This window comes from Rossellomorea aquimaris (assembly GCF_020171925.1).
Lineage (GTDB): Bacteria > Bacillota > Bacilli > Bacillales > Bacillaceae_B > Rossellomorea > Rossellomorea aquimaris_F.
Window position 1 is genome coordinate 194569 of the sequence record NZ_JAIVAR010000002.1, and the last position, 13697, is coordinate 208265.

10 protein-coding genes are annotated in these 13697 nt (G+C 48.5%); 7 read left to right on the forward strand and 3 right to left on the reverse strand.

All coding sequences use genetic code 11. From position 1 onward, the window contains the following. The first annotated feature begins 3 nt into the window (after positions 1-3). Both argS and LCM10_RS08715 read left to right on the forward strand, forming a co-directional pair. Complete coding sequence (argS, locus tag LCM10_RS08710; RefSeq protein ID WP_224875848.1) at positions 4-1674, forward strand: arginine--tRNA ligase; 1671 nt, start codon at positions 4-6, stop codon at positions 1672-1674. 123 nt (positions 1675-1797) lie between these two features. Further along, the gene (locus LCM10_RS08715; RefSeq protein WP_224875849.1) at positions 1798-1977 is read left to right on the forward strand and encodes a XapX domain-containing protein; all 180 of its coding nucleotides are present in this window, start codon (positions 1798-1800) and stop codon (positions 1975-1977) included. A gap of 168 nt (positions 1978-2145) precedes the next feature. On the opposite strand, the gene LCM10_RS08720 is transcribed toward LCM10_RS08715, so the two are convergent. The 3 genes from LCM10_RS08720 to cls form a co-directional block, all read right to left on the reverse strand. Then, a protein-coding gene (locus LCM10_RS08720) for an IS3 family transposase (protein ID WP_224875850.1) occupies positions 2146-3488 on the reverse strand; the annotation gives its coding sequence in 2 pieces (ribosomal slippage) (positions 2146-3044 and positions 3044-3488; 1344 coding nt in all). 87 nt (positions 3489-3575) lie between these two features. Then, the gene (uvsE, locus tag LCM10_RS08725; protein WP_224875851.1) at positions 3576-4529 is read right to left on the reverse strand and encodes a UV DNA damage repair endonuclease UvsE; all 954 of its coding nucleotides are present in this window, start codon (positions 4527-4529) and stop codon (positions 3576-3578) included. 12 nt (positions 4530-4541) lie between these two features. Then, complete coding sequence (cls, locus tag LCM10_RS08730; protein ID WP_224875852.1) at positions 4542-5798, reverse strand: cardiolipin synthase; 1257 nt, start codon at positions 5796-5798, stop codon at positions 4542-4544. Positions 5799-6037: 239 nt separating this feature from the next. Between cls and LCM10_RS08735 the strand changes: the two genes are divergently transcribed. From LCM10_RS08735 to LCM10_RS08755, 5 genes are all read left to right on the forward strand, one after another. Further along, on the forward strand, positions 6038-8152 hold the full coding sequence (locus tag LCM10_RS08735; RefSeq protein ID WP_224875853.1) for a 4Fe-4S dicluster domain-containing protein: 2115 nt from the start codon (positions 6038-6040) through the stop codon (positions 8150-8152). Between the two features lie 359 nt (positions 8153-8511). After that, positions 8512-9699, forward strand: coding sequence for an acetyl-CoA C-acetyltransferase (locus LCM10_RS08740; protein WP_224875854.1), 1188 nt, complete (start codon positions 8512-8514; stop codon positions 9697-9699). Positions 9700-10144: 445 nt separating this feature from the next. Then, positions 10145-10996, forward strand: a complete 852-nt coding sequence (locus tag LCM10_RS08745; protein ID WP_224875855.1) for a 3-hydroxybutyryl-CoA dehydrogenase — start codon at positions 10145-10147, stop codon at positions 10994-10996. Positions 10997-11041: 45 nt separating this feature from the next. Beyond that, positions 11042-12178 carry an acyl-CoA dehydrogenase gene (locus LCM10_RS08750; RefSeq protein WP_224875856.1) on the forward strand — a complete coding sequence of 379 codons (1137 nt, stop codon included), beginning with the start codon at positions 11042-11044 and terminating at the stop codon, positions 12176-12178. 251 nt (positions 12179-12429) lie between these two features. Continuing rightward, the gene (locus LCM10_RS08755) at positions 12430-13569 is read left to right on the forward strand and encodes an acyl-CoA dehydrogenase (protein ID WP_224875857.1); all 1140 of its coding nucleotides are present in this window, start codon (positions 12430-12432) and stop codon (positions 13567-13569) included. The last annotated feature ends 128 nt before the right edge of the window (positions 13570-13697 follow it).

Sequence of the window (13697 nt, forward strand, 5' to 3'; positions counted from 1 at the left end):
CGTATGAATATCGTCGAGAAAGTACAAGAAAATCTGAAATCCGAAATCAAGGCAAGCGTCCTGAAAGCGGGACTAGCTACCGAAGATCAGCTTCCGGACATCATCCTTGAGACACCGAAGGAAAAATCCCACGGAGACTACTCCACGAACATGGCGATGCAGCTGGCTCGTGTGGCGAAAAAAGCCCCACGCATGATCGCAGAAGACATTATGGCAAATTTCGATCAATCAAAGGCTTCAATTGAGAAGATGGAAATCGCCGGACCTGGCTTCATCAACTTTTTCATGAATAATGATTATTTGACTGACCTGATCCCGATGATCCTTGATGAGGGCCACGAGTACGGGCAAACAGATGCTGGAAACGGTGAGCGTGTCAACGTCGAGTTTGTTTCGGCGAATCCGACCGGTGATCTTCACCTTGGACATGCCCGCGGTGCGGCTGTCGGTGATTCCCTCTGTAATGTTCTTGAAAAGGCTGGTTACAACGTGACGCGTGAGTATTACATCAATGACGCCGGTAACCAGATCCATAACCTTGCAAAATCAGTGGAGGCTCGTTACTTCCAAGCGCTTGGCCAAGATGTGGCGGTGCCTGAAGATGGCTATCATGGTGCGGATATCATCGGAATCGGTAAGCAGCTTGCGGAGGAGTTCGGTTCCAAGTATGCGGACGCAAGCGAAGAGGAACGCTATAAATTTTTCCGTGAATACGGTCTGAAAGTGGAAATGTCCAAGCTTCAGAAGGACCTTGAGATGTTCCGTGTGCCATTCAATGTGTGGTATTCAGAAACGTCCCTTTATGAAAACGGCAAGATCGATGCGGCACTTTCCAAGCTTCGTGAAAACGGTCATGTCTATGAAGAAGACGGTGCGACATGGTTCCGTTCGACTGAGCTTGGCGACGATAAAGACCGCGTGTTGATCAAGAACGACGGAACATATACGTATCTGACTCCTGATATTTCATACCATCAGGATAAATTCGAGCGTGGGCATGATGTACTCATCAACATTTGGGGAGCGGACCACCACGGATATATCCCTCGTATGAAAGCGGCGATCGAAGCACTTGGCTTTGACCGCGAAAAGCTTGAAGTGGCCGTGATCCAGCTCGTCCACCTTTACAAAAACGGCGAGAAGATGAAAATGAGTAAACGTACGGGGAAAGCCGTGACGATGCGTGAGCTTGTCGAAGAGGTCGGCCTCGATGCCGTTCGTTACTTCTTCGCGATGAGAAGCGCGGATACTCATATGGACTTCGACCTGGATCTTGCCGTGTCTCAGTCCAATGAAAACCCTGTGTATTATGCTCAATATGCACATGCCCGTATCTGTTCGATCCTGCGCCAGGCGGAAGAGTCCGGTCTTGCATCAGAAGACCGCCTTGACCTGAGCCTGATCGGAACGGAAAAAGAAGTAGATCTTCTGAAGAAACTGGGAGAATTCCCACAAATGATCGCCGATGCTGCAGAGAAGCGTACACCTCACCGTGTCGCGAACTACATCAACGACCTGGCATCAGCGTTCCATAGCTTCTATAACGCCAACAAAGTTCTCGACGAAGAAAACCGTGAGCTCACAACGGCCCGCCTTGCACTCGTTCAAGCGGTGCGCGTGACGCTCCAGAACGCACTCGCCCTCATCGGTGTAGCGGCTCCAGAAAAAATGTAACTCATCGAAGGTACGTCCCTCATCGCTTTAACGCAACGAGGGACGTACCTTCCTTTTTAATAATTTCCTCCGTTTAACGTATAATAGGGGAAGACCCATACGGAACTGCCTAGGAGGTTATCCATGAAGACTGTAGTATTGGCCATTGTGACTGGATTTGTAGTAGGATTCATCTTTGCCCTGTTCAAGCTTCCGATCCCCGCACCGCCTGCCTTGGCGGGAATCGCCGGGATCGTCGGGATTTATTTGGGGTTCAAGGCATTCATGGCGATTCAGCCGTGGATCGAGTCGGTGTTGAAATAGGAAGGGTGCCGTGCTCGGCCCGCCGTCTATCGGTTCCGTGCGACGCACTGCACCAGCTCTACATAGGTTAAAGAAGAGGTGACTTGAAGGTACGTCCCTCATCACTGTAAAGCATGAAAGGACCCGCTCCCATCGATGAAGTGAACCCAAAAAGTTAAACACTTATAATTAAGCAACTAAAGAGGTCTGAACTCGGTATTGTACTGGGCTCAGGCCTTTTAACTTTGCTTTAATTCGTTTGTGATTGTAATAGTAGATATAATTATCTAGTTCAAGCTTAAAATGAGACATGCTTTCAAATTCTTGTAGGTATAATAATTCTGACTTTAATACCCCGAAGAAACTTTCCATGACCGCATTATCTAGGCAATTACCTTTACGAGACATACTTTGTTTTATTCCATGTGAATTTAATGTATATGAAAATTGACGCATTTGATAATGCCAGCCTTGATCTGAATGGAGGATAGGGGTATCTCCTTCTTTTAAGCAATCTATTGCTTGATCTAACATCTTTGAGACTAGTGGATAGACGGGTCGAGTCTCTATATTATAAGAAATTATTTCACCATTATATAAATCCAGAATAGGTGATAGATATAATTTTTCACCAAATAAATGGAACTCTGTTACATCCGTTACCCATTTTTCATTAGGCTGAGTTGCGACAAAGTTACGTTCTAAAATATTAGGGGCAATTTTGCCAACCTTTCCTTGATAAGAACGATATTTTTTCATACGGACAAGACATTTTAATCCCAGGGTTTTCATTAACCGGTACACCGTTTTGTGATTAATAATAATACCACGATTCTGTATCTCTAGCGTTATACGGCGATAACCATATCTACCTTTATGCTCGTGAAAGATAGTAGAAATCAATGATTTGATTTCAATATATTTATCTTCTCTCTTCTTAGTCCAATAATAATAAGTACTACGTTTAATACCTGCAATTTTGATAAGTTTACTAATAGGAAATTCGTTCCTTAGTTCATGCACTACTTGCGCTTGGATCTTCCTTGTAATGCTTCCTTTTCTTGAACTAAGGCTCTCAACTTTTTTAAATAGGCATTTTCCATACGTAACCGTTCATTTTCTTCTTGTAATGCTTCTAACGAATTATCAATAGACTTGGCTTTCTTTGTTTCCTTTTTCACGGATGGACGCCCCCTCTTTCCTGGTTGTAGGCCGTCTATCCCTTTTTCTTCAAATAACCTTCTCCATTTCCTTATGTTACTTGGATCAGGAATGTTAAAAATAGCTGCAGTTTCATTAGGTGACGTCCTATTATTGTTCATATAAGTTAGTACGTCTAGTTTATACTGAGCAGAATAGCTTGTATAGGATTTCTTAAAGGCTTCTGTACCATGATGTTCATATTGTTTCACCCAATTTCTAACTACAGCTGTACTAGTACCCAAATCTTTTGCCAATGTAGTAAAACTTTTATGCCCTTTTAAATAACTAATCGTAGCTTCTAACTTTTCTTCTGAAGTGAATTTGGTCATAAAAAACTGCACCTCCAATTATTAGATTGTGTCTAACAATTGGGGTGCAGTTCACGATAGGGGGCGGGTCCTTTTTTATGATGGGTATCACCATTCGAGTGTTCCGCCGCTTGGGCGCTTGACGCCGCGGATGGCGGAGAGGTCCTCGGTCAGTTTGAGCATGGCGAGGTCTTTGTTTTTGGCTTCGATCATGAAGTCCACGTCCTGGCCGATTTTCTTCAATGTTTTAAAAAACGGCTCGACGAAATCGGGGTCCACATCGTCGGCATGGGAACGAAAGGCCTTCTCGGACTTCGGGGATGAGATATGGATCTTCGGGACAAGATCCCGTCTTTCCCATGTAGCGAAAATATCCTCCAAATAATCTTCAAGCGGCTCATCCGAAGGGTTCGCCTCATGGTGGTGGATATCAAGCACCATCGGGATATCTTCTTTCTGACAGGCGGTGAGCGTCTCTGCCACATTGTACGTTTTGTCATCATTCTCGAGCGTCATGATGTCCTTCACCTCGGGAGGTATCGCCTGCACGTTCTCGTGAAATCGCTCGAGTGCCGCCTTTTTATCCCCGTACGTCCCCCCGATATGGATATTGATCACCGCTTCTTTCTCGACTCCCATATACTCAAGCATCCTGTAATGGTACACCATGTCCTTCACAGCATTATCCGTCACATGCTGCTTCGGGCTTGTGAACAGCGTGAACTGATTCGGATGGAAGCTTGCGCGGATCCCGAACTTCCTGATCAAGTCACCGAGCTCCTTCCACTCTTTCTTAAAAGGGGAATAGAAATCCCATTCGACGTCAGGATGCGTCGCAAGCGGGACAAGCGAGCTCGAAAGCCTGTACACATTGATTTCATGGGCGGCACAGTAATACAGGATGCGCTTTGTATGCTGGAGATTCATGCGTGTGACGTCGATCAGCTTATCCATGCGTTCTGCGGAAGGCAGCTCGGTGAATCTCCTATACGTCATCGTCTTCGCGGGACTGCACTCCCATAATGCCAGAGCATTAGCCACAAATCCCAGTCGTACCCTCATGCTGCATCCCTCCTAAAGCAGAATCGAAATCGTCGATGCGACCCTTTCTTTCATTCGTGTCAATAGCGACACATTATCCAAATCGTGAGCCGTCAGCCGCTCCGATGCCTGGATGTCCTTGTCGACCTCTTTTTTTACTATTTCAATAAAATGTTTATCGTAGATTATGTTATTCAGTTCAAGATTCAGATGAAAGCTGCGCTGATCGAAATTTGCCGTCCCGATGTCACAAAAATGATCATCGACAATCATGAGCTTCCCGTGATAAAAACCGTTCATATACTGATGGACGTTTGCCCCTTTTGCAAGGAGTGGCCTGAAATAAGGAAACGCCGCTTCTTTCACAAGGGCATGATCCGCCTGGTTCGGGACGATGATGGAGACACTCACCCCGCGGTCGAGTGCATTCAACAGTTTCTCCAACAGGAACTTGGTCGGTATGAAATACGGGGTCCCGATGAAAATCGATTTCTCCGCCTCATCGATGAACTCACCGAAGAACCCTTCGATATTGACTCCTTCCGTAGGGAAGATGCGGTGCTTCACCTTTCCCTTCCCGGCAGGTGGAAAATAGATTTCTTCATGCTGAAGATCCTTTTTCGTCGCACGGTGCCAGTCGACAGCGAACTCCGATTGCAGGTCGTGCACACCCTCGCCCTCAAGCCTCATATGATAATCCCTCCAGGGTGACAGCTCCGGTTTCTCATTTTCATCGATGTATTCCTTTCCGACATTGTAACCCCCAAGATAGCCGGTCGTCCCGTCAATCACGGTGATCTTCCGGTGGTTCCGCTGCTGGGAGCTGAAGAAAAGGAAGGGCGGCTTCACCTTCTGACAAAAGGCGACCTCCACGCCTACCGTCTTCAAGGTCCGGATCTTGGACGTTGGTACCTGCATGCTTCCGATCTGATCCATCAGCAACCTGACCTTCACGCCCTGTTTCGCCTTTTCCTCTAACAGATCCATGAAACGGTAGCCGAGATGATCGTTCTGAACGATATAAAACAGGACGTGAATGGAGGACTTAGCATTCTTGATATCCGTGAACATCTTATCGAACAGTTCAGGTCCACGGGAAATCAAAGATATATCACTATAACGATCTTTATAATTGCGTCTTGTGCGTGTGCGAATGAATCGGCTGCGGCCGAGCTTGAAATCGACCACCATCCAAAGGATCACGAGCCCCATGATCAGCAGGAGATAAAATAACCACATGTACATCACTCTCTCATCATCAATAAAGTTAGTATGTCCGTATTTCTGCATTGTGCTCCACTTTTTTGTTATTCCCTGAATGATGATCGGGCGAAACCTTTTCTTGAACGTTTCAAGCGATTCAGGGAGTATGTAAGTTCTCATACAGGAGTTGTAAAAAAATCGTTGACTGAATGCTCATTCATTATATAATGGACATAAGGACATTTTTCAGAATATTAATTTGGTTTGTAAAAGTTTGAACAAAGGGGACGTTCATTTGCGAGCCAGAAAAGGGGGAGAGACTTGAGATGAATGGATTACTCATTCTCAATTGGATTGCGTTCATTTTTGTAACCGTTTACGCGCTGAGTTTGTTTGTGTATGTGGTCAAAACGAGAATTGAATATATCAAGCTTGGTAAGAAAGTCGAATTCGACAAGCGATTCAAGGAACGCTTTGAAAAAATCATGGTCAACGTCTTCGGACAGAAGAAGCTATTGAAGGATAAGAAAAGTGGTGCAATCCACGTTATGTTCTTCTACGGTTTCATCTTGGTACAGTTCGGGGCGATCGACTTCATCATCAAAGGGCTGGCACCGGGCAACCATCTGCCACTGGGACCACTGTATCCAGGCTTCACGTTCTTCCAGGAACTTGTCACACTGATGATCCTGGTCGCAGTCGTATGGGCATTCCACCGCCGTTATGTGGAAAAGCTCGTCCGTCTGAAAAGGGGCTTCAAATCAGGGCTCGTGCTCTTATTCATCGGAGGCTTGATGCTTTCCGTCCTGGTCGGGAACGGAATGAGCTTAATCTGGCACGGTGAAGAGCTTGCCTGGACCGAACCAGTCGCGTCACTGATCGGAGGATCACTCGGGGCAATCGGGGAGACGGCATCAATCGTCATCTTCTACATTGCATGGTGGATCCACCTTGTATTCTTACTTGCTTTCTTGGTGTACGTGCCGCAATCCAAGCACGCTCACTTGATCGCAGGACCAGCCAACGTATTTTTTAACCGTTTAGACAACCCTGGGAAACTGAAGGCGATCGACTTTGAAGACGAGTCTGCCGAAAGCTTCGGGGTAGGAAAAATAGAAGAGTTCACGCAGCATCAGATGATTGATTTCTATGCATGTGTGGAGTGTGGACGCTGTACGAATATGTGTCCGGCATCTGGCACAGGGAAGATGCTGTCGCCGATGGACTTGATCGTCAAGCTACGTGATCATCTGACGAATCACGGTGCGGCCGTCACGCAAAAGAAGCCGTGGGTGCCGACATTCGCATTCAACGGGACGAAAGGAAACCAGCTTGCGATGGCAAGTGCGACACAGGCAGCTGAAGAAGCGGCAGCAGGTGCTGCATACAGTCCATCATTGATCGGGGACGTCATCACGGAAGAGGAGATCTGGGCATGTACTACGTGCCGTAACTGTGAAGACCAATGTCCGGTCATGAACGAACACGTTGACAAAATCATCGACCTCCGCCGTTACCTTGTATTGACGGAAGGGAAAATGGACGCAGATGCACAGCGCGCGATGCAAAACATCGAGCGTCAAGGTAACCCTTGGGGCCTTAACCGTAAAGAGCGCGAAAACTGGCGCGAAGCAAGGGAAGACGTTCACATCCCGACGGTCAAGGAAATGAAAAAAGCGGGAGAAGACTTCGAATTCTTATTCTGGGTCGGATCCATGGGGTCATTCGATAACCGAAGCCAAAAAATCGCGCTTTCGTTTGCTAAATTGATGAACGAAGCAGGCGTGAAATTCGCGATCCTCGGTAACAAAGAGAAAAACTCAGGCGATACACCTCGCCGCTTGGGGAATGAATTCCTGTTCCAAGAGCTTGCGACGAACAATATCGCCGAATTCGAAAAGAATGAAGTCAAGAAGATCGTCACAATCGATCCGCATGCTTATAACATTTTCAAAAATGAATATCCGGATTTCGGACTCGAAGCGGAAGTCTATCACCACACCGAGCTTCTCTATGACTTGGTGAAGGATGGCCGCCTGAAGCCGCAATACGAAGTGAACGAAACCATCACGTTCCATGATTCGTGCTACCTCGGCCGCTACAACGAAGTGTACGATCCACCGCGTGAAATCCTGAAATCGATCTCCGGCGTCAAACTCGTCGAGATGGAGCGTAACCGCGAAAAAGGAATGTGCTGTGGAGCCGGCGGGGGACTCATGTGGATGGAAGAAGATACGGGCCACCGCGTCAACGTATCCCGTACAGAGCAGGCGCTTGCCGTCAGCCCGTCCGTCATCAGCTCCGGCTGCCCGTACTGCCTAACGATGCTGTCCGATGGTACGAAAGCGAAGGAAGTCGAAGAAAACGTCTCCACACTGGACGTTGCCGAGCTTCTTGAAAAAGCGATCTGCGGCAATCGGAACGATGAAGTAGTCGCATAACACAATAACTTTTTCAGATGAAAAGAAATCAACAGGAGTGAAACAACATAACCATCATGATGGCGTTTCACTCCTGTTTTATTATTCTAGGAAAATAATAAGATTGAAAAATAAAAACTTTCTAAAAAGTCATACCGTTTTACACAATTTTGAAGTACAATGAAGATAGTGGAAAGGGACGGAATTTGTCCCTTCATCTTTTGGGAATTGGTCGAGCGAGCGTTCAGTCGAAATGATGGGAGCCCGAATGAATACCAAGTACCCCCGGGGAACCTTCCCCGAAATTTATTACTTATCCGGAAATTTGAAAGCGTATACAAATTGGTTCTCAAACTGAAAGAAAAAGGAGAGAGATTGATATGGGGAAAACAGTCATTTTAGATGGAGCCAGAACTCCTTTCGGCAAGTTTGGAGGCGGACTAAGCAGTTTTACAGCTTCCGAACTCGGCGGCTTTGCCGTGAAGGAAGCATTGAATAGAGCAGGTGTCACAGGAGAAGACATCGATGAAGTGATCCTCGGTTCGGTCCTGCAGGGAGGACAGGGACAAATCCCTTCCCGCCAGGCGTCGCGCCATGCAGGGCTACCTTGGAATGTAAAGACGGAAACGATCAATAAAGTGTGTGCATCCGGAATGAGGAGCGTCACGATGGCCGACCAGATCATCCGTGCCGGTGACGGGGAAGTCATCGTCGCAGGCGGGATGGAATCGATGTCCAACGCACCGTATATTTTGCCTAAAGCACGATGGGGCTTCAAGATGGGTGACTCGAGTGTGAAAGACCTGATGGTTCACGACGGCCTGACATGCAGCTTCAACAACGTCCACATGGGCACATACGGAAACGCGACCGCGAAAGAATTCGAATTATCGCGGGAAGAACAGGACCGCTGGGCGCTTCGCAGCCACGAGCTTGCAGTGAAAGCGACGGAAGATGGCAAGCTCGGCGAAGAAATCGTGGCAGTCGAAGTACCGCAGCGCAAAGGGGATCCGGTCGTTGTCGACCGTGATGAAGCACCTCGTAAGGATACGTCACTCGAAGTATTGGCGAAGCTAGGACCGGTATTCGGATCCGATGGAACGATCACGGCAGGAAACGCACCGGGAGTCAATGACGGAGCGGCCGCCATGATCCTGATGAGCGAAGAACGCGCTGAAAAAGAAGGCAAACAGCCGCTCGCAACGATCCTCGGCCACACGGCAATCGCCGTGGAAGCAAAGGACTTCCCGCAGACACCTGGCCTCGTCATCAATGAACTATTGAAGAAAACAGGCAAGTCGCTCGACGACATCGACCTGTTTGAAATAAACGAAGCCTTCGCGGCAGTGGCACTGACAAGCGGCAAGATCGCAGGCCTCGACCCTGAAAAAATCAACGTGAACGGCGGTGCAGTCGCCCTCGGTCACCCGATCGGGGCCAGCGGAGCACGCATCATCCTCACACTCGCATACGAACTGAAACGCCGCGGCGGCGGAATCGGGATCGCCTCGATCTGTTCCGGAGGCGGCCAGGGCGATGCGATTATGATCGAGGTTGCGAAGCAGTAGGTTGCTGGTTTTGGATTGATAGATTAAAAGAGTTTTTAGGTTTGGGTTTGTGTGCTTAAGTGGCGGTGTCTGGCTCGATTTGGGTGTTTTGAGCCAGGGTCAGATGCGTTGTTTTGAGCCAGGCTCGGATAAAGGGAAATGAGCCAGGCTCAAACCGGGTCATCTGAGCCAGGCACCATTTGAAGGATTAGTTGTGCCTGGCACCGCATCGAGAAAGCCGTTGTACCAGGTACATAAACACCAAAATGTACCAGGTACACAAAACCAGAAATTTTAATTTAACTAGTTCCAGCAGTTGGTTGGAGTGGAAGAAGAATACTCCTGCGGGAAGAGTAGCTGATGTGAGACCCCGGAGGCTCACGGGCTACCCGCGGAAAACGAAGTCTACCACGGAAACCAACTGCGGTATAGAAGCACTATTTTTCAAACAAAGGGGAGAAACACAATGAACATAAAAAAAGTCATGGTCATCGGAGCCGGACAAATGGGCTCAGGGATCGCACAGGTATGTGCCCAGGCTGGATTTGACGTTTACTTAAATGATTTAAAAGAAGAATTCGTCCAAAAAGGGATCGGCGTCATCACAAAGAATCTTTCCCGTTCAGTGGACAAAGGCCGGATGAGTGAAGACGATAAGGCGGCAACGCTGAACAGGCTGACGGCTTCGACGGATATCAACGATGCAAAGAATGTGGATATAGTGATCGAAGCAGCGGTTGAGAACATGGACATCAAAACAAAGATCTTCGCTCAGCTTGATGAGATTGCGCCTGAACATGCGATTCTTGCAACGAATACATCTTCACTTCCAATCACGGAGATTGCGGCGGCGACGAAGCGTCCAGGGCAGGTCATCGGGATGCATTTTATGAATCCGGTGCCGGTTATGAAGCTTGTGGAGATCATCCGCGGACTGGCGACGACGGATGAAGTGTATCAATCGATTGAAGACATGACGAAGTCACTGAGCAAAGTACCGGTTGAAGTGGAAGATTTCCCTGGATTCGTATCGAACCGCATCCTGATGCCGATGATCAACGAAGCGATTTATACGCTGTACGAAGGGGTTGCAAGCAAGGAAGCGATCGACGAAGTGATGAAGCTCGGCATGAATCATCCGATGGGGCCGCTTACGCTTGCCGATTTCATCGGACTAGACACTTGCCTTTACATCATGGAAACACTTCATGACGGCTTCGGTGACGATAAATACCGTCCATGCCCACTGCTCAGGAAATACGTCAAAGCAGGCTGGCTTGGGAAGAAGACCGGAAGAGGTTTCTACTCGTACGAATAAGAGAGTCGCTTCACTTTGAACACGAACATCCGGGAGGGGACAATCATGGAATTACGATTCACGGAAGAACAGAAGATGATGCGCAAGATGATGCGTGATTTTGCACAAGGAGAGATAGAGCCTTATGTCGAGAAAATGGAAGAGGGCCATTTTCCTCGTGAGATCTTAGATAAAATGGCAGTGCTTGGCCTGATGGGGATCACGATTCCAGAAAAATACGGCGGCTCCGAAATGGACTTCACTTCGTATATCATCGCAATCAATGAGCTTTCGAAGGTCAGCGCGACGATCGGGGTCATCCTATCGGTGCATACGTCGGTCGGGACGAATCCGATCCTGTATTTTGGGAATGAGGAACAGAAGCAGAAATACATCCCGAAGCTTGCTTCAGGGAAGTATCTGGGCGCATTCTGCCTGACGGAGCCAAGTGCGGGATCTGACGCGAAGAGCTTGAAGTCGAAGGCGGAGAAGCGCGGCGATCATTATGTGATTAACGGTTCGAAGGTCTTCATTACAAACGGGGGCGAAGCGGATACCTATATCGTGTTCGCTGTTACCGATCCAACGAAGGGAAGCCGCGGGGTATCGGCGTTCATCGTGGAAAAAGGGACACCGGGACTGATCATCGGAAAAGATGAGCACAAAATGGGTCTTCACGGTTCCAGGACGGTCCAGCTCACGTTTGAAGATATGAAAGTGCCGGCGGAAAATCTCCTTGGTAAAGAAGGGGAAGGCTTCAAGATCGCGATGGCGAACCTCGATGTCGGCCGAATCGGGATTGCCGCACAGGCACTCGGCATCGCGGAAGGGGCATTCGAACATGCCACGGCCTATGCGAAAGAACGCGTTCAGTTTGGCAAACCAATATCCGCGCAGCAAGGGATCGGTTTCAAGCTAGCGGACATGGCGACTGCCATTGAAGGCGCGAAGCTCTTGGTTTACAGAGCGGCGGACCTGCGCTCACAAGGTATTTCCTGCGGAAAAGAAGCCTCCATGGCCAAACTTTTCGCCTCCAAAACAGCCGTCGACGTCACAACCGAAGCCATCCAGGTCTACGGAGGCTACGGCTACACGAAGGAATATCCGGTAGAAAGACTATTCCGCGATGCGAAAGTGACCGAGATATACGAAGGCACAAGCGAGATTCAGAGGATGGTCATCGGGAAGAATTTATTGGTTTAAAAGGTGTTCTGAAAATACATTGATGAAGCTCGAAGTTAAGAATTGGCTGTTTCGAGCGTTGATTGGAGTGGAAGACGAAGACCCCTGCGGGAGAAGTGGTTTGGTGAGACCCCGGAGGCTCACGGGTCACCCGCGGAAAGCGAAGTCTTCCACGGAGATCAACAGCGGTGATTAAACTAGTGGCTGATAGAAAACGCCATTTTTAAAATAGCTTTTAAAAACACATTCCAACAAAGATGGGAGAAAAAATCATGAAATTTACGTTGTCTGAAGAGCATGAAATGATTCGCAAGATGGTACGCGATTTTGCACGCAATGAGGTGGCACCGACTGCTGCAGAGCGCGATGAGGAAGAACGCTTCGATATGGATATTTTTAAGAAGATGGCGGAGCTTGGCTTGACGGGTATTCCTTGGCCGGAAGAGTATGGCGGGATCGGAAGCGACTATCTGGCTTACTGTATCGCTGTCGAGGAGCTTTCAAGGGTTTGTGCATCTACAGGCGTAACCTTGTCCGCGCACACGTCACTTGCTGGCTGGCCGGTTTATAAATTCGGTACGGAAGAGCAAAAGCAGAAGTATCTTCGTCCGATGGCACAGGGTGAGAAGATCGGGGCGTACGGCTTGACGGAGCCAGGTTCCGGTTCCGATGCGGGTGGCATGAAAACGACGGCGCGCCTCGAAGGCGACCACTACGTTCTGAATGGCTCGAAGATCTTCATCACGAACGGCGGAATCGCGGATACGTACATCGTCTTTGCTTTGACGGATCCTGCTTCCCGTCAGCGCGGAACAAGTGCGTTCATCGTCGAGAAGGACTTTGAAGGATTCTCTGTTGGGAAAAAAGAGAAAAAGCTCGGGATCCGTTCGTCTCCAACGACGGAAATCGTGTTTGAAGAATGTAAAGTACCGAAAGAGAACCTTCTTGGAAAAGAAGGGGAAGGCTTCAAGATTGCGATGATGACGCTTGATGGCGGCCGTAACGGAATTGCCGCTCAGGCAGTCGGGATCGCTCAAGGGGCACTGGATGCGTCAATCGACTATGCGAAAGAGCGCGAGCAGTTCGGTAAGCCGATCGCAGCGAATCAGGGGATTTCGTTTAAAATCGCTGACATGGCGACATCCATCGAAGCTTCCCGTCTATTAACCTATCAAGCGGCTTGGCTTGAGTCGGAAGGTCTTCCGTACGGAAAAGAATCGGCGATGTCGAAGCTGATGGCAGGCGACACGGCGATGAAGGTGACGACGGAAGCGGTTCAAATCTTCGGAGGCTACGGTTATACGAAGGATTATCCGGTGGAGCGCTATATGCGTGATGCGAAGATCACCCAAATTTATGAGGGGACGCAGGAAATCCAGCGTCTGGTCATATCACGGATGGTGACGAAGTAAGTTTTTTCGGCACGAACTGTTCCAATCTACAAGAAGCAATAAAGGGGTATGTACACACATAAATAACGCCCGATCCGTTGGGGGACGGAGAAGGCGATGAGCATAAGGGACAATGGGAGAATGAAATA

Bases quoted from the DNA above. Each gene is read 5' to 3' on its own strand.
- LCM10_RS08750 (WP_224875856.1), top strand. From the start codon at position 11,042: ATGGAATTACGATTCACGGAAGAACAGAAGATGATGCGCAAGATGATG.
- LCM10_RS08735 (WP_224875853.1), top strand. From the start codon at position 6,038: ATGAATGGATTACTCATTCTCAATTGGATTGCGTTCATTTTTGTAACC.
- uvsE (WP_224875851.1), bottom strand. From the start codon at position 4,529: ATGAGGGTACGACTGGGATTTGTGGCTAATGCTCTGGCATTATGGGAG.
- argS (WP_224875848.1), top strand. From the start codon at position 4: ATGAATATCGTCGAGAAAGTACAAGAAAATCTGAAATCCGAAATCAAG.
- LCM10_RS08755 (WP_224875857.1), top strand. From the start codon at position 12,430: ATGAAATTTACGTTGTCTGAAGAGCATGAAATGATTCGCAAGATGGTA.
- cls (WP_224875852.1), bottom strand. From the start codon at position 5,798: ATGCAGAAATACGGACATACTAACTTTATTGATGATGAGAGAGTGATG.
- LCM10_RS08715 (WP_224875849.1), top strand. From the start codon at position 1,798: ATGAAGACTGTAGTATTGGCCATTGTGACTGGATTTGTAGTAGGATTC.
- LCM10_RS08745 (WP_224875855.1), top strand. From the start codon at position 10,145: ATGAACATAAAAAAAGTCATGGTCATCGGAGCCGGACAAATGGGCTCA.
- LCM10_RS08740 (WP_224875854.1), top strand. From the start codon at position 8,512: ATGGGGAAAACAGTCATTTTAGATGGAGCCAGAACTCCTTTCGGCAAG.